This is a genomic window from Bradyrhizobium sp. USDA 4369 (assembly GCF_054056435.1).
Window position 1 is genome coordinate 5,994,190 of sequence record NZ_JBSRYH010000001.1, and the last position, 21,476, is coordinate 6,015,665.

General features: G+C 63.5%; 16 protein-coding genes, 1 tRNA gene and 2 pseudogenes. 14 read left to right on the forward strand and 5 right to left on the reverse strand.

Going from position 1 to position 21,476, the window contains the following annotated elements:
• Positions 1-14 precede the first annotated feature (14 nt).
• Together ACVIJ6_RS27205 and ACVIJ6_RS27210 are read left to right on the forward strand one after the other, a co-directional pair.
• Positions 15-638: a TetR/AcrR family transcriptional regulator gene (locus tag ACVIJ6_RS27205; protein ID WP_456775230.1), complete on the forward strand. Its 624-nt coding sequence runs from the start codon at positions 15-17 to the stop codon at positions 636-638.
• Positions 639-743: 105 nt separating this feature from the next.
• Positions 744-1,031 carry a hypothetical protein gene (locus ACVIJ6_RS27210; protein ID WP_456775231.1) on the forward strand — a complete coding sequence of 96 codons (288 nt, stop codon included), beginning with the start codon at positions 744-746 and terminating at the stop codon, positions 1,029-1,031.
• 227 nt (positions 1,032-1,258) lie between these two features.
• Here the strand turns inward: ACVIJ6_RS27210 and ACVIJ6_RS27215 are convergent.
• Positions 1,259-1,352: transfer RNA gene (locus tag ACVIJ6_RS27215), tRNA-Ser, on the reverse strand.
• 743 nt (positions 1,353-2,095) lie between these two features.
• On the opposite strand from ACVIJ6_RS27215, the gene ACVIJ6_RS27220 reads away from it, so the two are divergent.
• Both ACVIJ6_RS27220 and ACVIJ6_RS27225 read left to right on the forward strand, forming a co-directional pair.
• Positions 2,096-3,589 carry a porin gene (locus ACVIJ6_RS27220; protein ID WP_456775232.1) on the forward strand — a complete coding sequence of 498 codons (1,494 nt, stop codon included), beginning with the start codon at positions 2,096-2,098 and terminating at the stop codon, positions 3,587-3,589.
• Between the two features lie 1,017 nt (positions 3,590-4,606).
• Positions 4,607-5,653: an alpha/beta hydrolase family protein gene (locus ACVIJ6_RS27225; RefSeq protein ID WP_456775233.1), complete on the forward strand. Its 1,047-nt coding sequence runs from the start codon at positions 4,607-4,609 to the stop codon at positions 5,651-5,653.
• 116 nt (positions 5,654-5,769) lie between these two features.
• On the opposite strand, the gene ACVIJ6_RS27230 is transcribed toward ACVIJ6_RS27225, so the two are convergent.
• Entirely contained in the window at positions 5,770-6,252 is a 483-nt protein-coding gene (locus ACVIJ6_RS27230; protein ID WP_456775234.1) for a MarR family winged helix-turn-helix transcriptional regulator, read from the reverse strand.
• 441 nt (positions 6,253-6,693) lie between these two features.
• On the opposite strand from ACVIJ6_RS27230, the gene ACVIJ6_RS27235 reads away from it, so the two are divergent.
• Positions 6,694-8,187: a porin gene (locus ACVIJ6_RS27235; protein WP_456775235.1), complete on the forward strand. Its 1,494-nt coding sequence runs from the start codon at positions 6,694-6,696 to the stop codon at positions 8,185-8,187.
• 671 nt (positions 8,188-8,858) lie between these two features.
• Positions 8,859-10,349, forward strand: a complete 1,491-nt coding sequence (locus tag ACVIJ6_RS27240; RefSeq protein ID WP_456775236.1) for a porin — start codon at positions 8,859-8,861, stop codon at positions 10,347-10,349.
• A 73-nt stretch (positions 10,350-10,422) separates the two neighbouring features.
• Here ACVIJ6_RS27240 and ACVIJ6_RS27245 read toward each other — a convergent pair whose 3' ends face one another.
• Positions 10,423-12,729: a transglycosylase SLT domain-containing protein gene (locus tag ACVIJ6_RS27245; RefSeq protein ID WP_456775237.1), complete on the reverse strand. Its 2,307-nt coding sequence runs from the start codon at positions 12,727-12,729 to the stop codon at positions 10,423-10,425.
• A gap of 366 nt (positions 12,730-13,095) precedes the next feature.
• Between ACVIJ6_RS27245 and dapA the strand changes: the two genes are divergently transcribed.
• From dapA to ACVIJ6_RS27265, 4 genes and pseudogenes are all read left to right on the forward strand, one after another.
• Complete coding sequence (gene dapA / locus ACVIJ6_RS27250) at positions 13,096-13,986, forward strand: 4-hydroxy-tetrahydrodipicolinate synthase (RefSeq protein WP_456775238.1); 891 nt, start codon at positions 13,096-13,098, stop codon at positions 13,984-13,986.
• A gap of 54 nt (positions 13,987-14,040) precedes the next feature.
• Positions 14,041-14,457 carry a large conductance mechanosensitive channel protein MscL gene (gene mscL / locus ACVIJ6_RS27255; RefSeq protein ID WP_456775239.1) on the forward strand — a complete coding sequence of 139 codons (417 nt, stop codon included), beginning with the start codon at positions 14,041-14,043 and terminating at the stop codon, positions 14,455-14,457.
• 1 nt (position 14,458) lies between these two features.
• Positions 14,459-14,933, forward strand: a pseudogene (gene smpB / locus ACVIJ6_RS27260) (SsrA-binding protein SmpB).
• Positions 14,934-14,996: 63 nt separating this feature from the next.
• Positions 14,997-15,581 carry a peroxiredoxin gene (locus ACVIJ6_RS27265; protein WP_456775240.1) on the forward strand — a complete coding sequence of 195 codons (585 nt, stop codon included), beginning with the start codon at positions 14,997-14,999 and terminating at the stop codon, positions 15,579-15,581.
• 79 nt (positions 15,582-15,660) lie between these two features.
• On the opposite strand, the gene ACVIJ6_RS27270 is transcribed toward ACVIJ6_RS27265, so the two are convergent.
• Together ACVIJ6_RS27270 and ACVIJ6_RS27275 are read right to left on the reverse strand one after the other, a co-directional pair.
• Complete coding sequence (locus ACVIJ6_RS27270; RefSeq protein ID WP_456775241.1) at positions 15,661-16,350, reverse strand: uracil-DNA glycosylase; 690 nt, start codon at positions 16,348-16,350, stop codon at positions 15,661-15,663.
• Entirely contained in the window at positions 16,331-16,984 is a 654-nt protein-coding gene (locus tag ACVIJ6_RS27275) for a LabA-like NYN domain-containing protein (protein ID WP_456775242.1), read from the reverse strand. The genes ACVIJ6_RS27270 and ACVIJ6_RS27275 overlap by 20 nt, the downstream gene beginning before the upstream one ends.
• A 354-nt stretch (positions 16,985-17,338) precedes the next feature.
• On the opposite strand from ACVIJ6_RS27275, the gene rpoZ reads away from it, so the two are divergent.
• The 4 genes and pseudogenes from rpoZ to acpS all read left to right on the forward strand — a co-directional run.
• The gene (gene rpoZ / locus ACVIJ6_RS27280) at positions 17,339-17,731 is read left to right on the forward strand and encodes a DNA-directed RNA polymerase subunit omega (RefSeq protein WP_006612728.1); all 393 of its coding nucleotides are present in this window, start codon (positions 17,339-17,341) and stop codon (positions 17,729-17,731) included.
• Between the two features lie 162 nt (positions 17,732-17,893).
• Positions 17,894-20,188 (forward strand): RelA/SpoT family protein, encoded by a 2,295-nt coding sequence (locus ACVIJ6_RS27285; RefSeq protein ID WP_456775243.1) that lies wholly within the window; start codon positions 17,894-17,896, stop codon positions 20,186-20,188.
• Between the two features lie 81 nt (positions 20,189-20,269).
• The gene (locus tag ACVIJ6_RS27290) at positions 20,270-21,043 is read left to right on the forward strand and encodes a pyridoxine 5'-phosphate synthase (RefSeq protein WP_456775244.1); all 774 of its coding nucleotides are present in this window, start codon (positions 20,270-20,272) and stop codon (positions 21,041-21,043) included.
• A pseudogene (acpS, locus tag ACVIJ6_RS27295) lies at positions 21,040-21,441 on the forward strand (holo-ACP synthase); the annotation flags it as partial. The gene ACVIJ6_RS27290 and the pseudogene acpS, both read left to right, overlap by 4 nt.
• Positions 21,442-21,476 lie beyond the last annotated feature (35 nt).

Genomic DNA, 21,476 nt, shown 5'->3' on the forward strand with positions numbered 1-21,476 from the left:
CAGGAGACGCTTCGATGAAATCCCGAACGCCCGCGCTTGCGCGGATCTGCGATGCCGCTGTCCAGCATTTTGCCGTGACGGGATATGACGCGGCCTCACTGAACGAGATTGCCGCCATGGTCGGCATCCGAAAGGCCTCGCTCTATTCCCACGTCACCGGCAAGGACGAACTGTTCCTTCAGGTGCTGGAGGACGCGGCTCAAATCGAGCGTGATTTCGTCGCGGCGACGCTGGCCGCGCCGCCCCCGGCAGGTGAACCGGGAGGCGCTTATATCGAGGCCCTCGCGGCGCGCTACGATGCCTCAGTGCATCTGCGGTTTCTGCTGCGGACCGCGTTTCTGCCGCCGGTTGCGCTGAAGCCGGTGATCGGCCAAATCTATATTGGCTTTCTCGATGGCTTGCAGGCGTGCTTTTTCGCGCAACTGCCGGACGTCTTGTCGTCGCCCGATCGATCTCGCTTTGGCCACGCCTATCTGGGCATCGTCGAGAGCCTGTTTGTGGCGATGATCTATGCGGATCAGGCGGAGACGGCGATCCGCAGGGAGGCCATGTGGCATGTGTTCCGCGACTCGCTCGCGCTGCGAATGAGCAGCGCGTCTGATACGTCCCTGCGGCCGGAGCCATCGCTATCGGAATGATGGCGCAGCGGGGCATGCGCGGCGGTTGGACGGAGCAGGATGGTCGCGAAGCAGGGCCGCGCATGGCGGCCGGAATTGATCGAGTGTCATGATTGCGGAAAAGGCGTGTCCTTCACGGCCGCAGCCTGTCCGCATTGCGGGTCGACCGAACCCGCCGGTCCCGTGGTGCAGAGCCGGCGCGAGTTGCGGCGGTTGCGGATCGAGGCGTCCAACGACAGGCGCCTCCTGATCGTCACGCTGCTATGTGCCGGGCTGGGCGGTTTCTACGGCGCCGTGATGGGGCCGGGCGGCGCGGCCTCGGTCGGAACGGCGTTGTTCTACGGCTTTATCGGCGCCGTGATCGGCATGCCCGCGGCCTTCATCATCAACATGACGCGGGCCCTGTTCGACTGATCGCGCGCGGTCCGGCTGCGCATCCGTCGCAGCCCGCCGCACTCAAATATCCAGAGGTGAAGAGAGCGCAGGCCGGCGACGGTCGGGCTGGGGACTGGGCGATCGGTCCCGCTCGGATTGCGGCGCTCGACGCGACCGGGCGTCCGATCCCGACACTCTATATGAAGAGTGCGAAGTGCAGGGGATGCGAACGCGGAGGATTTAAAGGCTGGCGGAGACTTAAAGGCTGGCGGAGACGGAGGGATTCGAACCCTCGATAGGGCTTTACAACCCTATAACGGTTTAGCAAACCGCCGCCTTCAGCCACTCGGCCACGTCTCCAACGCGGTCGGTATGCCCGACGACGCGCCGAGCCGCAAGCGGCAGATTGCACGCCGATCGGAAATCCTCACAGCCGCGAATAGCTATTCTGGCAGAAGGCGAGGCGCGACACGGCCGGAAGGTGGCGGCCGGCGCCTCACCGCCGGAGAGTTGCTGCCAAGCCTGATTCCAACTCACCGATGAGGACCGAGTAGCCGAGTCGCCATGCTTCGAACGGGGGTGCCGGCGCAGTCTTCGGGCACTCCGGGCTATCTGGAACATATTTGCCACACCTCCGACACCCCTCCCGATTCTCGCTGGCGCCATGTCGGGATTCAGCGTCCAAGCTGCCCGAGTTGTGCCCGGTTCCTTGGGAGGGAAGTGTGGCGCCTCTAATTACCGGAGATTGTGCTGTCACAAAATAATAATATAAACAAAAGCTTAGCTGATCCCGCAGAACCACGGCTCCGTGCCTTTTGTGCAACACAGCTCCAAAAAGGCGCCCGCTGACCGCCGCAATGATGGTTCCTTTGTTGCGTGTGCAAAGTCCTTCGGTAATTCTGCTCCCACGACGAAGGGGGGCATCCCTGCGTCGTCCCGTTGAGGTCGTTCGCTCAAGTCCCTCGCGTTCATGCGGGTGTGTCCGATAGCGCGAAGCGGCTGAGCGACGGGTCGAAGAGGGGATTACGGGGCCAACCTCAAGGGTGACTCACACCCAGCGGAGCGGAACCTTCCCTGACTGAGCAACTTGGAGGTTTAACATTATGAACACGATCAAGAGCCTCGTCCTGGGCTCGGCGGCAGCTCTCGTCGCCATGTCTGGGGCCCAGGCAGCTGACCTTCCGATCAAGGCCAAGGCGGTCGAATATGTGAAGGTCTGCTCCCTCTACGGCGCTGGCTTCTACTACATCCCCGGCACCGACACCTGCATCAAGCTGGGCGGCTATCTCCGTGCTGAGACGTCGTTCGCCAGCAACGGCCAGTACAACAACGCTGTGAACGGTTCGGCTGGCGCCAACAACCGCCTCAGCAACTACTACTACAGCCGCGCTCGTCAGGACCTCAACATCGACACGCGCACCGCGACCGAGTACGGCGTGGTTCGTACCTATGCCGATCTGACGTTCACCTGGACCACCGGCAACACTGCCGGCTCCGCTCCGTCGGCCTACACGGGTGACGGCGTTGCTGGCGGCTCGCTCGGCGTCTACTACGCCTTTATCCAGTTCGCCGGCTTCACCATGGGTAAGGCCGTGTCGCAGTTCGACGCGCCCTGGACCAACTACCCGGGCAACAACTTCGACGGCCTGTGGGGCGGCGGCGGCACCGTGACCGGTGTCAACCAGTTCACCTACACCGCTGACTTCGGCTCGGGCATCACGGCTGCGATCTCGGCTCAGGATCAGACCGCGTACTACCAGACGAACGTCTGGAACACGACTGGCCTGACCGCAGCCAACATCATCGGCGGCGTCTACGGCACGCAGAGCTACGGCGGCAACGTTGCGCCGGACATCGTCGGCATGGTCCGCGTCGACCAGGCTTGGGGTCTGTTCCAGGCGTCATTCGCGGCGCATGACAACCACACGGGCTACTATGGCGCCACCGAAGTCACTGGTCACCCGGCTGACAAGTGGGGCTGGGCGGCTCAGCTGGCCTTGTCGATCAAGAACATCCCGACTGGCCCCGGCGACACCATCAACATCCAGGGCGTCTACACCAACGGTGCGAGCCGCTACAACGCTCAGAGCTTGGTGCCGACCTCCTACGCGATGTACGGCGGTAGCAGCACAGCTGGTATCTACGGCACGCTCGGCTTCGCTGGGCTGTCCGACTCGGTCTTCGCGACCGGCGGCGAGCAGCAGCTGACCACCACCTACGGTTTCCGTGGTGCTTACACGCACAACTGGAGCCCGACCTGGAACTCGGCGATCTACGGTTCGTGGGCTGCCGTGAGCTACAACAACACTGCCAAGGGTCTGATCTGCGGCAGCGCGGGCATGGGTGCTCTGGCCGGTGCAGGCTTCACCTGCAACCCGGACTTCAACATCTCCTCGCTCGGCGTGATCACCCGCTGGACCCCGGTCAAGAACCTGACCTTCTCGGCGGACGTGGCCTGGACCAACCTCGACCAGAAGTACTCGGGCAACATCAACTACCCGGGTTCTGCCACCGTCGCGAAACCGGCCGGCGTGACCTACCAGCTCAAGGATCAGAACTCGGTGTCCTTGCTGCTCCGCGCTCAGCGTAACTTCTGATCTGATCGATAGATCGGCTCAAGGATCCCCGGCAGGCCACTGCCGGGGATTTTTGTTTGTACGGTGCTTTTGTCTTCAAAGCCCGGAGGGCGCCTCAGCCTGCCGCACGATCGGATCAGATCGTGGCGTCGGGTCGCGGATGTCGGGGTGGGCAGCCCTGATGAGCGTCGACGGGTAGCTTCGCTCCCCCTTTCTTAAGGAGATGCGAGGGCCAGATCTTCCTTTGGCGGTGCGGCGGCACTACCCGGCCAGGAATCTGATCCTCATCGCCGAAGCCTCGGTCGAGCGACGATCGGGCGACCAACGACAATGAGCGCTGCGATAAAAGTCTTTTATCAACAGGATCTTACAAGATTTTTTCGGTTTTCGGCGATTGGGTATTGAAATTAGATGAGTTGATAAGATAATTTTCCAGCGGCGCTACATCAGGTGTGTACCGGCCGAATGCTACCGTTCAAGGCTATACCTCCGAAGCCCTCGACGATGCCCCGTCGGGGGTTTCTTCATTTGGACGGTACCCACGCGGCTCCGGTCCTTCCGCTTCGCGTTGAGGCTCCCTCCGCATGCGGGGCAGGGCTATCGCATATGATGACCCTGGCTTGAGTTCGGCTCCCTCCACACCGTCATGCCCGGGCTTCGTCCCGGCCATCCACGCCGTTCGGCATCCTGGGAAAGACGTGGATACCCGGGACGGAGCCCGGGTATGACGATGTGGAGACAGCCTGGCGAAAAACTCAGATTGGTCATATGTGATCGTCTTGGCATGCGGGGGGGGGGGGGGATGTGCCCGAGCCGCATTCGCATCCGCAACCTTGCGCGATGGTGACGCGACCGGTTGCTAACCTCCAGAAACATACGGAAAAAAGAGTCACGACGTGGCTTGACCGTGAATTCGCGGATCATCACAGTCTGACAAACAGATGACGGATGAAAAAGCCGTCACGGGCGAGGAAGCGGTGCGCGATGGGTTCGGAAGGCGTTCTGAAGGCGTTTGGGCCGTGGTCTGAGAGGGAAGAGGTGTCCGAGGCGTTGGCGCGTCTGTTGGACGCGACGTCGGAAAGGGAAAACGAACTCGCCGAATGTCTGGCGATCGTGCAGCGCATCGGCAATGATGACGCCGACTCCTGGTATCAAGAATGGATGCGAGCGGCCGAGATCATGCGAGGCGGCGCTTGCAGCCTCGCGGATGCAGGGCTGCTCGAAGCGGCTCGGAGAAAGTGGCTTCGCGCCGTCAACTACTATGAGGTCGCCGCGTCGTCGATTGGCAGCTGCCCTGTGCGGTCGCAGAGCGTGGACGCAGGCATTCGCATTTGCGCGTTGGACTATCTCAGTCTCGGGGTTCGGCAGGGCGAGGTGGTCACGATCGGCTGGCGGCCGGACTATCCGCTGGAGTCCTATTTTCTCCCGGCATCCGATCGGCCCGAGCCCGCGCCGATGGTGGTCTGCATCTGTGAGCCCGGCCGCCGTAAAGAGAAATCTCTGCTCATGCTTGCCGGACACGCCGCCGAGCGCGGCCTGTCGCTTTTGGTCGTCGATCTGCTCGGGCCGGGGCCGACCAGCCGTTTTGAGGACATCGTCGGGCATCGCGATCTCGAGACCGCGATCGGCAGCGTGATGGATTATGTGTGCGGACGGGACGACGTGGATGACGGCAGAATCGCGATCCTCGCCGACGATTGGAGTTCGTCCTTCGTGGCCCGCGGCATCGCGCTTGATCCGCGCTACGCGGCCGCGGTGTGTGATGCCGGACTTTGGGACATTCACGAGCGTGTGTGTTTGTCGCGCCGGTTGTCTCCGGACGAGCGCGCCTGCCTCCCAAGCGCCAGCGATTGTCGCGTGGCGCGACAGATCATGTGTCCGCTTTTGGTCGCACTGCCTGACCGCGGCTGGTTGCGCGCCGACATCGCGGCCCGCTTGGTCGCACAGATGAAGCGCGAGCATCTTGATGTCACGCTTAAGATCTTTTCGAGCGATCAGGGCGGCGTGTGCGACGCGCAGTCGAATGCCACGATCTTCGACTGGATTGCGGCGCGTCTCGCGGGCGCTCCGAAGCTGCCGAGCTGAAGCGGTCGGCTTCTCGAAGGGATCAACGCGCTTCGAGCCCGGGCGCAGCGGTTGCTGTGAGCTGAGCCGGCGATACCGTCACGCTTGTCCTGACGGCCGCGGCTGCCGCGATTCGATCAGACCCCGAGCGAGACTCGGGCGCTTGCCTTTTCGAAGCGCTCCTTGAGCGCGGCAAGCTTGTCCGTGAAAGTCGAAAGCTCCGAGGCGTCGAACTCCTCGAAGATGAAGCCGAAGATCTGCGCCTGGTGAGTTTCGAGTTCGGAAAAGTGCTCCGAGGTCTTGGCGGTCAGGGACATCCTGACCACGCGTGCATCCTCCGGTGCGGGCTTGCGCTGCACGAAACCCTTCTTCTCGAGCAGCTTCGACTGAGTCGTGACGAAGGAGGGGTCGACGTGGAGCCGCTTGGCAGCCGCATTGACCGCGACGCCTTCGCCCTGATCGAGTTCCGAGATGGCCATCAGGATCATCCATTGCGGACCGCTGATGCCGATTCGCTTCGCCCAGAAGTACCTCAGTTCCTCGAGATGCACGTTGATCGTTGCGATCTCCCGGGCGAAACGCAGAACAGCGTCGCGATTCTTCGGCAGACGGTCTGACATCTGCTGTTCCTCAGCCGCCTCCACAGATGCGGCAGATGTATTCTTCAAGGGCGCCATTGCTCGAGAGGTCCAGTTCCTCAGCCGACCCTAATGAAAAAAAATCTGCAGCAAAATCACTAATCTAGGAGGTAATGCGCAGGCGCCCTTGCGCCGCACAATGAGCTGCCTCGGTGTTGCCCTGGGGACACATTTCGGCTTCATTCAATTACCTGACTGCATAAACTATTTTGCTTACCGAATGAGCGGAGGCATAGTTCCTGGCGACGGTGGGGGGATTACTCGATCGTCCCGTTACAGGTGGTTTCGCTTAAGTCCCTCGCGTGATGCGGGTGTGTCCGATGGCGCGAAGCGACTGAAGCGGTTTTTCGGGAGCGGAGGAAGCGGATCGTCCTGGGGGATCCTGGTCCGGTTCTTTCTCAAAAGCGCAACTTGGAGGTTTAAATGAAGACGGTTAAGAGCCTTGTCCTCGGCTCAGCGGCGGCCCTGCTCGCCATGTCCGGGGCTCAGGCGGCCGACCTTCCGATCAAGGCCAAAGCGGTCGAGTATGTGAAGGTTTGCTCCCTGTATGGTGCGGGTTTCTACTACATCCCGGGCACCGACACCTGCATCAAGCTCGGCGGTTATCTGCGCGCCGAAACGGCTTTCGCCACGAACAGCGACTTCAACGGTGCGTTCAGCGGCCCCGGTGGCGCGCGCAATCGCCTTAGCAACACCTTTACGTCCCGCGCTCGTCAGGATCTGAACATCGACACGCGCACCGCGACCGAATATGGCGTGGTCCGCACCTTCGCTGATCTGACATTCTCCTGGACCTCCGGCTCGACGGCTGGCTCGGCTCCGTCCGCCTACGGCGCGACGGACAATGGCATTGCCGGCGGTTCGCTCGGCGTTTACTACGCCTTCATCCAGTTTGCCGGCTTCACCATGGGTAAGGCCGTGTCGCAGTTCGACACCCCCTGGCAGAACTATCCGGGCAACAACTTCGACGGTCTCGCCGGCGGCGGCGGCACGGTGACTGGTGTCAACCAGTTCTCCTATACCGCTGATTTCGGTTCGGGCATCACGGCGTCGATCTCGGCTCAGGACGGCACGGCGTATTCGCAGAACAATGTCTGGAACACCACCGGCAACACGGTTGCGAACTTTGTGACCGGCGCATACGGCACCCAGAGCTATGGTGGCAACGTCGCTCCGGACATCATCGGCATGGTCCGCGTCGACCAGGCTTGGGGGCTGTTCCAGGCGTCCTTCGCGGCGCATGACAACCACACTGCTTACTATGGCGCCACCGAAGTCACCGGCCACCCGGCTGACAAGTGGGGCTGGGCGGCTCAGTTGGCCTTGTCGATCAAGAACATCCCAACTGGCCCCGGCGACACTGTCAACATCCAGGGCGTCTACACGAATGGCGCTAGCCGTTATAACTTCCAGAGCCTGCTGCCGACTACCTACGCGATGTATGGTGGCACGGGTAACCCGGTTGCCTATCAGAGCCTCGCGGTGGCTGGCATTGCTGACTCCGTCTTCGGGACGGGCGGCGATCAGCAGCTCACCACGACTTACGGCTTCCGTGGTGCTTACACGCACAACTGGAACGCATACTGGAACACCGCTGTGTATGGCTCTTGGGCTGCTGTTCGCTACAACGACACGGCTCGAGGTCTGATCTGCAGTGGCGCTGTGATTGCTGCGTTCGGCGCGGGATCGACCTGCAATCCGAACTTCGATCTGGCCACCGTTGGCGTGATCTCGCGGTGGACGCCGGTCAAGAACCTGACCTTCTCGGCCGACTTCGCCTACACTTGGCTCGATCAGAAGAGCTCCGGCACGATCGCTTCGCCTGGCAACGCCGCCGCTGCCAAGCCGGCTGCGATATACGAGCTGAAGGATCAGCAGTCGGCTGTCCTGCTGCTCCGCGCTCAGCGCAACTTCTGAGACAGATCGTCTGACGATGATTTGACGTCCCCTCGGCAGGCAACTGCCGGGGGGTTTTCTTTGTCGCGTTATCGCCTGCTCGAAGGCCGCGATTCCCATCTCGTCGTTCCTCCGCGCTGCTGTCGACATCATGTCGCAGCATTGCCGACGACTTCGTCGCTTCGCTGGATCGACCAAGCCTCGCGGCCTGACCTGCCTGCATATCGCGGTCACCGCGTGGCGATCCTGCTCAAACATGCGTGAGAAGCGTGTTCATTCGGCTTGGTTGGTTCGGCGACCGTACGTTTGGCCAAGTCTTTGAGACTCGGGACGCACGCAGGCGGCGGCCTGGGCTCGCTGCAATTGTGCTTGCGTGACGTATGCCGGCCCGTGTTGTGAGATCGCGTCGGCTGCATTGCTGCCACGACCGCGACATGCATCGGCGACCAAGCTCGCTGGGCACACATTAACTACGGATGTCTGGCGATCCCGTGCCCTGCCGTCGGGGCGCCACATGCGTGATCCGGTCGGCCACGAGAATGGTCCGATAAAACACCAAGTTCGCCTCGCGATCGTTCCGACTGCCGCGCTATCCGCAAGCACTGTGGTGCAGCTGGATACGGGCTGACCGTGGGGGCGGTCGTTCGACATCGAGCCGGGCCGGTCTGAACTGAGCAATTTTGGAGGTTAGTATGAAGACTGTGAGGAGCCTTGTTCTGGGCTCAGGGGCGGCCTTGCTCGCCATGAGTGGGGCTCAGGCGGCCGACCTTCCGATCAAGGCCAAAGCGGTCGAGTACGTGAGGGTCTGCTCGATGTACGGCGCTGGATTCTTCTACATTCCAGGGACCGACACCTGTATCAAATTGGGTGGCTTTCTGCGCGTCGAGAGCGCCTTCAACACCAACACAGTCTTTCAGAATCAGACCAACGGCGTGGCAGGCGCGCGCAACCGTCTGAGCAACTATTTTACGACCCGGTCGCGTGCAGATTTCAACATCGACACCCGAACGGCGACAGAATATGGCGTCGTTCGTACCTACTTCGACGGCGTCTTTCAGTGGACCGGGGGGACGACAAGCGGCTCGGCTCCATCGACCTACACCGGTGATGCCATTGCTGGCGGCACACTTGGCGTATTTTATGCGTTCATCCAATTCGCCGGCTTCACCATGGGAAAGGCCGTATCGCAGTTCGATGCGCCCTGGGCCAACTATCCAGGCAACAATTTCGACGGCCTCACCGGCGGCGGCGGAACCATCACCGGCGTCAATCAGTTCACCTACACGGCCGATTTTGGTTCGGGCATCACGGCTGCGATCTCGGCTCAGGATCCGACCCTCTACTCGCAATCGAACATCTGGAACACAACCGGGCAAACCGCTGCCGGCGTGATCGGCGGCAACTACGGCACCACCGCGTTCGGCGGCAATGTCGCGCCCGACATCGTCGGCATGGTGCGCGTCGACCAGGCCTGGGGCCTGTTCCAGGCTTCTTTCGCCGCTCACGACAATCACGCCGGCTTCAACGGCGCGACCGAGGTCACCGGCCATCCCGCCGACAAATGGGGCTATGCCGGCCAGCTCGCGCTGTCGATCAAGAACATTCCGACCGGACCCGGCGATACCCTCAACGTGCAGGGCGTCTACACCAACGGCGCCAGCCGCTACAATTTCCAGAGTCTCGCGCCGATCAACTATGCCATGTACGGCGCCAGCAACATGGCGGGTGCCTTTCAGAGCCTCGGCTTTGCCGGCGTGTCTGATTCTGTCTTCGCGACGGGCACCCAGCAGCAGCTGACGACGACCTATGGCTTCCGCGGCGCGTTCACCCACAATTGGGATCCGTTCTGGAACACGGCCGTCTACGGCTCCTGGAGCGCGGTGAGATACAACGCCACGGCCAAGGGATTGATCTGCAACGGCGCCGGCATGGTTGCGCTCGGCATCACCGGTGCGAACTGCAATCCGGACTTCAACATCTCGACGCTGGGCGTGATCACCCGCTGGACGCCGGTCAAGAACCTGACCTTCTCGGCCGACGTGGCGTGGACCCGGCTGGATCAGAAGTTCAACGGCGTCGCGAACGCGCCGGCCGCGGCGGTCGTCGCCAAGCCGGCGACCACCTATCAGCTGAAGGACCAGGATTCGGTCTCGCTGCTGCTCCGCGCCCAGCGCAACTGGTAACGAATGGGCGAATGGCGAATAGGGCGTAGCGAATAGCGGTTGACTGGCCATCCAAGCCGAGACTCGCTACTCGCTACTCGACGACGGCACCGCGGCGCAGATCGGCCTCGATCTGCAGCCGCGAGCCGCCGCCAAAACGGGCGCGATAGACCTGCAGATTCTCCATGACGCGCTGCACGTAGTTGCGGGTTTCCGCGAACGGGATCAGCTCGACCCAATCGACCGCATCGACCTTCGGATCGCGCGGGTCGCCGTAGCGTTCGACCCATTTCTTAACGCTGCCGCGGCCGGCATTGTAGGCCGCAAACGTCATGATGTACGAACCGCGATAATCCTCCAGCAGCCCGCCGAGCTCGGCGGCGCCGAGTGCGGCGTTGTAGACCGGATCGGTCTTCATCCGGTTCAGATCGAAGCTGACGCCAGCGCGCTTGCAGACATAGCGACCCGCATCCGGCGTCACCTGCATCAGGCCATAGGCCTGCGCGGGCGAGACCACGGCCTGGTTGAAGGCGCTTTCCTGGCGCGCGATCGAGAAGATCACGCTCTGCTCGACCTCCGGTCCGATCGAGCGGAACGGCGGGATGCCGGTCACGGGATAGGCGTAGTGATCGAACGGCAGTCCGCGATTCAGCGCCGCCTTGCCGACCAGCAGCATCGCCCGCGCGTCGCTGTTCCGTCCCGCGATCTCGGCGAGGCCGACCAGCACGTCCGGATCGCCATTGTCGCCCATGTCGGCGAACATCGGGATCGCGACCTCGCCCTCGTCGAGCTCGTAGAGCAGCTGCGCCGCACGCACCACTTCCAGCCGCTCGACGCCGCGTCCGCGGCCGCTCGGCGCGGCGTTGAGCCCGAGCTGCGGCAGCCCCAGCTTGGCCCGGGCGAGCTGCCCATAATAACTGGTCGATTGCTCGGCGGCCGCCGTGTAGGCCGCGCGCGCCTCCTGCATGCGTCCCATCGCTTCCGCCGCACGACCCTGCCAATATCCGGCGCGGGCCAGGGTGGTCGGATTGACGCTGCCGACGCCGATCCGGGCAAAATGCTGGGCCGCGGTCGCGGGATCGTTGAGGAAGCGCAGCGCGATCCAGCCGGCGGTGAATTCCTGCTCGGTCTTGTAGATGTCGCGGTTGGGCAGTGCGGCATCACGGGCGATCAGATAGGCGCTGCGGTACTCGCCGGTGTCGATCATCTTGCGCGACAGCAGCCGTCGTTCGATCCACCATTCGTCGAGATTGTGCAGGCGTCCCGGATCCTTCGGCGCGTTCAGCATCAGCTGTGCCGCCTCGGCAAACTTCTCGTCGCGTCGCAGCAGCTGGATCCGGCTGAAGATGTAGCCCGCGTCGCCGTGCAGCTCATGCGGTACCGCATCGAGCAGAGCGCGGCTGTTGGCCGCCTTGCGGTAGGTCGCGATCCGCGCCTTGGCCAGGGCCATATGGCCGGCGCCGAGGCGCCGGGCTGCGCGCAGCGCGGCCTCGTGCTCGCTGCCATACAGCAGCGTGTCCATCCGTGCCTTGTGATCGCCGCCGGAGATCAGCGCGCCGAACTGGTCGAGGATGTTGTTCTCCGTCTCCTCGGACATGGCATCGTTGCGCCAGGCTTCGCGCACCAGGCGCTCGGCATTGGCGCGGTCGCCCCGGTTGAGCATGACGCGGGCCAGCGCGAAGCGGCCCTTGGCCGATAGCGGCGACTCGTTCTCGAACCAGGACCACACCACAGCGTCGTCGCGCTTGTCGTCCCACAGCGCAGCCTCCAGGCGGCGACGCAGGAAACTCTGTGACGGCCAGCTCGGATTCGCCGTGATGAAGGCCCGATAGCGCTCGACGGTGGCATTGTTGTTGTCGCTGCGCAGGATCACCCATTCGGCCAGCTTGCGCGCCACGGGATCCGAGATCGCCTGCTCGACCTGGGTGGCATCGTCGGGCTTGCGCTTGCGAACCAGTTCGATGACGTTCTCGAGCGCGTCCTTGTCCGATTGCGAGGTCGAGGAGGTTGCCGCCACGGCGGCCGGGACGACGGGCTTGCGGGCGGCGGGCAGGGCGGCGTGCTGGCGCGGCGCCGGCAGGCCGGCGGCTCCAGGTATGATGTCGCGTGGCGCGGCGGCCCGCGGCGCCTCGCTCACACCCTTGGGGCCGCTCTTGCTGTCCGGTTTGGCCTCCACCCGGGCGTCGGCCTTTGCCTTGGACTCCGCGCCCTCTTTGGCCGTGGTGCCGGGAACCACGCTGCGGGCGATCGGACGCGCCTTGGGCAGAGGAACCTTGTCCTTGGCGAGAGCGATGTCTCCGGCGAGCCCCCATGCGAGCGTCAGGCCGGCGGCCAAGGACACCGAGAGGGACTTCGACAGGGCGGTCGAGCGCAATGCGGCGGCGCGGGCAGAGAGGGGCACGGCGTTCCTTTGCGGCGGATAACTTCGATCCCTGACGAACGTGGTCTATCGAAAAGGTGAACAAATACTAAATGTACCGGGAGACCCGGCAACCTGCGCCAACACCGCGGCAAAATCACGACCGGAGGGCGGCATGCGGCAACCCCGACCCAGGTGAAGAGGTTCTTGGCCCCGACAACCGGCACGTCTCGTGTCTGGCTTGCCGGGACCGAAGTTCTGGCCTCAAGGTCTGTCCACGGGTGATTCGAACGATTGGTGTGCCTGTTGAGAAGGCAGCTCCGGGGCCGGCGGGCCTTCCGCCCCGTGTCCCGACCCGTTATGTAGGGCGTTTCGTACAGGGGCCAACACGCGTTGGGAGGGAGTTTCATGGCAGCCAAGACGAATTTCCGGGGCTCTTTCACCGCCTTGGTCACTCCTTTCAAGAACGGGGCCGTCGACGAGGCCGCTTTCCGCAGCCTGGTGAACTGGCAGATCGAGGAAGGCTCCAACGGCCTGGTGCCGGTCGGCACCACAGGCGAAAGCCCGACGCTCAGCCATGACGAGCACAAGCAGGTGGTCGAGTGGTGCATCGCCGAGGCCAAAGGCCGCGTGCCGGTGATCGCGGGGGCCGGGTCGAACTCGACCAGGGAAGCCGTCGAGCTCGCGGAGCACGCCGAGAAGGCTGGCGCCGACGCGGTGCTGGTGGTGACGCCCTATTACAACAAGCCGACGCAGGAAGGCCTGTATCAGCACTTCAAGGCGATCAACGACGCGATCGGCATTCCGATCATCATCTACAACATTCCGCCGCGCTCGGTGATCGACATGTCGGTCGACACCATGAAGCGGCTGTTCGAGCTGAAGAACATCGCTGGCGTGAAGGACGCCACGGCGAGCATGGTGCGGGTGTCGCAGCAGCGCGCGGCGCTCGGCGAAGATTTCAACCAGCTGTCGGGCGAGGACGCCACCATCATCGGCTACATGGCCCATGGTGGCCATGGCTGCATCTCGGTGACCTCGAACGTCGCGCCGCGGCTGTGCGCGGAGTTCCACGCCGCTTGGCAGAAGGGCGATGTCGCCACCGCGCTGAAGATCCACGACAAGCTGATGCCGCTGCACACCAACCTCTTCATCGAGTCCAATCCGGGTCCGGTGAAATACGCGCTGTCGCTGCTCGGCAAGCTGGAGGAGAGGCTGCGTTTGCCGATGGTGCCGGTCTCCGAGCCGACGCGGATCGCCGTACGCGAGGCCATGGTCCATGCCGGGCTGATCAACTGAGACGGGGCGGCCCGGCCGGGAATTTTCTCGCAACGCTTCAAGGGGGATGAGAGCATGCTGAAGGAATTCCGTGAATTCGCGATGAAGGGCAACGTCGTCGACCTCGCGGTCGGCGTTATCATCGGTGCCGCCTTCGGCGCCATCGTCACCTCGCTGGTTGGCGACGTCATCATGCCGATCATCGGTGCGATCACCGGCGGCCTCGATTTCTCGAACTACTTCATCCCGCTGTCCAAGTCGGTCACTGCCAGCAATCTCGCCGATGCCAAGAAGCAGGGCGCCGTGCTGGCCTATGGACAGTTCCTGACACTGACCCTGAACTTCTTCATCATCGCCTTCGTGCTGTTCCTGATCATTCGTGGGATGAACCGGCTGAAGCGGTTGCAGGAGAGCCAGCCTGCGGCGGCGCCGAAGCCCTCGCGCGAGGTGGAGCTTTTGACCGAAATCAGGGATCTCCTGAAGAAGGCCTGACGTGGCAGACAAGAAAGAGCCCAAGATCACGGTCGCTGCCGAGAACCGCAAGGCGCGGTTCAACTATGCGATCGAGGACACGATCGAGGCCGGCATCGCGCTGACCGGCACCGAGGTGAAGTCGATCCGCAGCGGCAAGTCGACGATCGCGGAATCCTATGCGGATTCCCGCGACGGCGAGATTCTGGCTGATCAATGCCAATATTCCCGAATATCTGCAGGCCAACCGCTTCAATCATGAGCCGAAGCGGCCGCGCAAGCTGCTGCTCCATCGCAAGCAGATCCACAAGCTGATGGGCGCGGTCGAGCGCGAGGGCATGACGTTGATCCCGCTCAAGCTCTATTTCAACGAGCGCGGCCGCGCCAAGCTCTTGCTCGCGGTCGCCAAGGGCAAGAAGCTGCACGACAAGCGCGAGAGCGAGAAGAAGCGCGATTGGGGCCGCGAGAAGGGGCGGCTGCTGCGGGCCCGCGGCTGATCAGGCGATGGCGGCGGTCGCCCGTGCTCGCGCAAGCGGCACAACCATGCTGGGATATGACCGATGACTCAGAAGAACCTGCTCGACGTCGACTGGAGCAAGATTCCGGCGCCGATCGACGACGGTGCGGCTGATCATCTGGTCGGGATGCCCGTGCCCGCCATCGAACTGCGGGCCACCGACGACATGGTCGTGGATCTGTCGGCCCTGAAGGGGCGCACCGTCGTGTTCGCCTATCCTCGGACCGGCGAGCCCGGCAAGGCCTCCCTGGTCGAAGACTGGGACATGATCCCGGGCGCCCGTGGCTGCACGCCGCAGGCCTGCAGCTTCCGCGACCTGTTCGGGGAACTGAAGGCCGCAGGGGCGGCGCATGTGTTCGGGCTGTCGACGCAGAGCAATGCCTATCAGACCGAGATGGCCTCGCGGCTGCATTTGCCGTTTTCCGTGCTGTCGGACGAGAAGCTCGAACTGACCGGCGCGCTGCGGTTGCCGACCATGGAGATTGCCGGCCTGACCTTGATCAAGCGGCTGGCGATGATCGTGGACGATGCGCGCATCACGCGCGTCTTCTATCCGGTCTTTCCACCGGACCGGAATTCCGCCGACGTACTGGCCTGGTTGCGTGAAAACCCCGTGCCCGCCGCGTGACGCGCCGGCGTACGACAGGGGCGAGGAGCAGGCGACGTCCACGCCGGCCGTGCGCCGACTGTTCCAGATGATGGCCTGACTAATCCAGTTCCGCCTTCACGCGGGCGAACACGGCGTGAAACATGTCTGTGGTGAGCACGCCGGTATTCGTGTTGTAGCGTGAGCAGTGATAGCTGTCGTAGAGCTTGATCGGTCCCGCCTGGTGCACGGCGCCGTGAGCGAACGGCGCGGCGACGGCGCGCAGCCCGAGCAGTTTCAGCAGCGTGTCGTGCGAGATGCGGCCGAGCGCGACGATGCTGCGCAGGCGCGGCATCGCCGCGATCGTGGCGCCGAGAAACGCCCGGCACTGATTGATCTCGGCCGGCAGCGGCTTGTTCTGCGGCGGTACGCAGCGGACGGCGTTGCTGATCCGGCAATCGACCAGCGTCAGCCCGTCATCGGGGCGTGCTTCGAAGCGGCCCTTGGCGAAGCCGTAGTGCAGCAGGGTTCCATAGAGCAGTTCCCCAGCATAATCGCCGGTGAAGGGACGGCCGGTACGGTTGGCACCCTGCAGTCCCGGCGCAAGCCCGACGATCAGGAGACGGGCGTCGGCGGCGCCGAACGATGGTACGGGGGAATTGAACCAAGACGGCTCGCGCGCCCGCTGCGCCTCGCGGAACTCCACGAGGCGAGGGCACAGCGGACAGTCTTGATGCGGATCGGTTGACGAGGGCGGGGCGCTGACGGCCCGGCCGCCACTGGAGCGCGGCCTAGTCGTCGAAGTCGTCATCAGGGGTCGTGGCGGCGGTGGTCGTGGTGCTGCGGGCGGCCGGGGTGGTCGAGCGCTGCAGGAACTGCGGAGAATGGTGGCGCGGCTCGCGCGGCGCCGGGCGTTCCGACGGATCGCGGCCGAGCTTCGACTGCAGCTCGACGAGATCGGTGAACACATCGGCCTGGCGGCGCAGCTCGTCGGCGATCATCGGCGGCTGGCTCGAAATGGTGGAGATCACGGTGACGCGAACGCCGCGCCGCTGCATCGCCTCGACCAGGGAGCGGAAGTCGCCGTCACCGGAAAACAGCACCATCTGGTCGATGTGCTCGGCGAGTTCCATGGCATCGACGGCGAGCTCGATGTCCATATTGCCCTTCACCTTGCGCCGGCCGCTGGCGTCGATGAATTCCTTGGTGGCCTTGGTGACCACCGTGTAGCCGTTGTAGTCGAGCCAGTCGATCAGAGGCCGAATCGACGAGTACTCCTGATCTTCGATGATCGCCGTGTAATAGAACGCGCGCAGCAGGGTGCCGCGGCTCTGGAATTCCTTGAGGAGGCGCTTGTAGTCGATATCGAATCCGAGCGTCTTGGCCGTGGCGTATAGGTTGGCGCCGTCAATGAAGAGCGCAATCTTGTTGGTCGAAGATGACATTCAGTGTCTCGCGTTGAGTTAGCTTCTGTTTTTTGGCGCGACTCAGGCCGGCCGCGCATTCCATCTCAAGATACTACCAAGGCGTCGAAGCCGCCCGTCTGGTGTGAGGCTACCGCAAACTGGAGTGATATGGGCAACAAAGGCGCACTAATGACGACGCAATGAAGCGTTTTCTTGTCCAAAATGCGCATCAGGCAGATCCGGGCGGACTGCCAGCCAAGGTTGCGGAATCCTTACTCCTTGCCCCTTACCGAAGCCTGACCGCCAGATTAGCCTTGCGAAAACCCGTCAGGCTCTATAACTAGCCCAGCATAATCAGCATATTAAGCACACAAACGACCGGAGCGACAATCAATGGCGCGCGTCACCGTTGAAGATTGTATTGATAAAGTGGACAATCGGTTCGACCTGGTCCTCCTGGCCGCGCATCGCGCCCGTATGATCTCGTCGGGCTCACAACTTACAATTGATAGAGATAACGACAAGAATCCCGTTGTGGCACTCCGGGAGATTGCGGATTCTACCATTTCTCCCGAAGACTTGAAGGAAGAGCTGGTGCATTCGCTGCAGAAGTTTGTCGAAGTCGATGAGCCGGAGCCCGATACGGTGCCGCTGATCGGTTCGGCCGGCGCCAGCGTCGATGCCGACGACACCGAGGTCGCGGTCGAGCGGATGACCGAGGAAGAGCTCCTCAAGGGGCTCGAGGGCCTCGCCCCGCCGGAAGAGCAGCCGGAAGAGGACGAGTGACGATCCCGCCATCGTCCTCTCGGATTAACTTGTGAGAATGTGAAGGCCCGGATCGCGTCCGGGCCTTTGCATTTGATCGGGATTCCGTGATTACCATAGGGGCATCGGGCGGCATCGGCGTCGCCGAATCAGGCACTGACGGTAAAGGTTTAGACAATTTTCATGGCGGTCTCTCGCCACACGCCTCCGCAAATGCAGGCCGCAGCCGAATCAGCTGTGGCGGCCCCGACGGCTGAGCGGCCTCGGCCCCAGAAGCCGCGCTCCCGCATGATGCGGCAGTATGACCTCGTCGAACGGGTCCGCTCCTACAATCCCGATACTAACGAGGATCTGCTCAACCGCGCCTATGTCTATGCGATGAAGGCGCACGGCTCGCAGACCCGAGCCTCAGGCGATCCGTATTTCACCCATCCGCTCGAAGTCGCGGCCATTCTGACCGACCTCAAGCTCGATGACGCCACCATCGTGGCCGCGCTGCTTCACGACACGATCGAGGACACCGAGGCCACTCGCGCCGAGATCGACCGCCTGTTCGGGCCGGAGATCGGCGCCCTGGTGGAAGGTCTGACCAAGCTGAAACGGCTCGAGCTCGTGTCGCGCGAGGCCAAGCAGGCCGAGAATCTGCGCAAGCTGCTGCTCGCGATCGCCGACGACGTGCGTGTGCTGCTCGTCAAGCTTGCCGATCGTTTGCACAACATGCGTACGCTGGAATTCGTGCCGGAAGCCTCGCGGCGGCGCATCGCCGAGGAGACGCTCGACATCTATGCGCCGCTCGCCGGGCGCATGGGCATGCAGGAGATGCGCGAGGAACTCGAGGATCTCTCGTTCCGCACGCTCGACCCGCAGGCCTATGACGTCGTCATGCAGCGGCTCGACGCGCTCGCCGACCGCAACCGGAACCTGATCGGCGAGATCGAAAGCCAGCTCGCGCGGAAGTTTCGCGATCACGGCCTGACGGCGCGGGTGTTCGGTCGTCGCAAGCGTCCATTCTCGATCTGGACCAAGATGGAGCGCAAATCCATCGGCTTCGAGCAGCTGTCGGACATCTTCGGCTTCCGGGTCATCATGCCTGACCTCGAGTCCTGCTACCGTGCGCTCGGCATGGTGCACACGACATGGCCGGTCGTTCCAGGGCGCTTCAAGGATTACATCTCGACGCCCAAGCAGAACGATTATCGCTCGATACACACGACTGTGATCGGACCCGGCAAGCAGCGCGTCGAGCTCCAGATCCGCACCGAGGAGATGGACCAGATCGCCGAGCTCGGGATCGCCGCTCACGCCTTCTACAAGGACGATATCGGCTCGCCCACCGAGCTGCTCAAGCGCGAATCGAACGCGTTCGCCTGGCTCCGTCACACCATCGGCATCCTGTCGGAGAGCGCCAATCCCGAGGAGTTTCTCGAGCATACCAAGCTCGAACTCTTCCACGACCAGGTGTTCTGCTTCACGCCGAAGGGGAAGCTGATCGCGCTGCCGCGCCACGCAAATGTGATCGACTTCGCCTATGCCGTGCATACTGATGTCGGCAACAGCGCCGTCGGCTGCAAGATCAACGGCAAGTTCGCCGCCCTCTCGTCGGAATTGCAGAACGGCGACGAGGTCGAGGTGCTGACATCGGATGCTCAATCCGCGCCGCCCTCCGCCTGGGAGACGCTCGCGGTCACCGGCAAGGCGAGGGCCGCGATCCGCCGGGCCACCCGTACGGCAGTGCGCGATCAATATGCCGGGCTCGGCCGGCGCATCGTCGAACGCCTGTTCGAGCGCACCAAGCTCGATTATGCCGATGACAAGCTCAAGGGCGCCTTGCCTCGGCTGGCGCGGGCCTCGATCGAGGACGTGATGGCGGCAGTCGGCCGCGGCGAGATCAAGGCCTCCGACGTCGCCCGCGCGATGTATCCCGACTACAAGGAAGAGCGGATCGTGCGCTATGGCAGCAAGAAGACCGCCGCTGCTTCTGCCAAGGCTGCCGCGGTACCGGCGGCCGAGCCCGCGCGCGGGGCTTTCGCGATCCCGATCAGTGGCCTCAATTCAGGCCTGCCGGTGAAGTTCGCGCCCAATGGCGGCGCGGTTCCAGGCGACCGCATCGTCGGCATCGTGACGCCGGGCGAGGGGATCACGATCTATCCGATCCAGTCGCCGGCCCTGAAGGATTTCGAGGAGGAGCCGGAGCGCTGGCTCGACGTGCGCTGGGATGTCGACGAGACCACCCCGCAACGCTTCCCGGCGCGAATCCGGGTGGAGAACGTCAACGAGCCCGGCAGCCTCGCCCAGGTCGCGACCGTGATTGCCGAGCATGACGGCAATATCGACAATATCAGCATGAGCCGCCGCTCGCCCGATTTCACCGAGCTGACGATCGACCTCGAGGTCTACGACCTCAAGCATCTCTCGGCGATCATCAACCAGCTCCGCGCCAAAACCATCGTCGCCAGGGTCGACCGGGTGAATGGCTAATCTGCGGGTTTGGTGGCGGCGTTCCGGCTCGTGATGCGCTAAACAAGCCGTATCCCTACCGAGAGTTCTGCGAGCCGGTCCATGTCAGATCCTGCGAAGCCACACCCTCCGAAGCTGCGCCTCGGCGTCAATGTCGACCACGTCGCGACGTTGCGAAATGCCCGTGGCGGCCGCAGTCCGGATCCGGTGCGCGCCGCGCTGCTGGCCATCGAAGCCGGTGCCGACGGCATCACCGCCCATTTGCGCGAGGACCGGCGGCACATCCGCGACGACGACATGGCGCGCCTGAAAGCGGAGATCGCCAAGCCGCTGAATTTCGAGATGGCCGCGACCGACGAGATGGTGCGGATCGCGCTCGCAACCCGCCCGCATGCCTGCTGCCTGGTGCCGGAGCGGCGCGAGGAGCTGACCACCGAGGGAGGCCTCGACGTGGTCGGCCAGCACAATGCCCTGGCGCCCGCGATCGCCCGGCTGAACGATGCCGGCATCCGCGTCTCGCTGTTCATCGCCGCCGATCCTGCGCAGATCGAGATGGCGGCGCGCCTGCGCGCGCCGGTGATCGAGATCCACACCGGCGGCTGGTGTGATGCCATCGCCGACGGCCATCACGACAAGGCTGCCACCGAATGGGAGCGAATCGTGGCCGGTGCCCGGTTGGCCTATTCCGCCGGCCTCGAGGTCCATGCCGGTCACGGGCTCGATTATGCGACCGCCGAGCAGATCGCGGCCCTGCCGGAGATTGTCGAGCTCAACATCGGTTACTTCATGATGGGGGAGGCGCTGTTCGTCGGCTTGCCCCAATCGGTGCGGTCCATGCGCGCGGCGATGGATCGCGGCCGGAGCCGGGCGGCATGATCATCGGCATCGGCTCCGACCTCATCGACATCCGCCGTGTGGCCAAGGTCATCGAGCGCCATGGCGACCGGTTCCTGAACCGCATCTTCACCGAGGCCGAGCGGGCCAAGGCCGAGCGCCGCGCCAAGAACGAGAAGATGGTGGTTGCCACCTATGCCAAGCGATTCGCCGCCAAGGAGGCCTGCTCCAAGGCGCTCGGCACCGGCATCCGGCACGGGGTGTGGTGGCGCGACATGGGCGTGGTCAATTTGCCCGGAGGCCGGCCAACGATGCAGCTCACGGGCGGCGCGGCGGAGCGGCTGAAGGCGCTGACCCCGGCGGGGCATGACGCCCGCATCGACCTGTCGATTACCGACGATTGGCCGCTGGCGCAGGCCTTTGTCATCATTTCGGCGGTGAGCCACCTCCTGAGCCGTCCCGGCTTTGTCGGAAA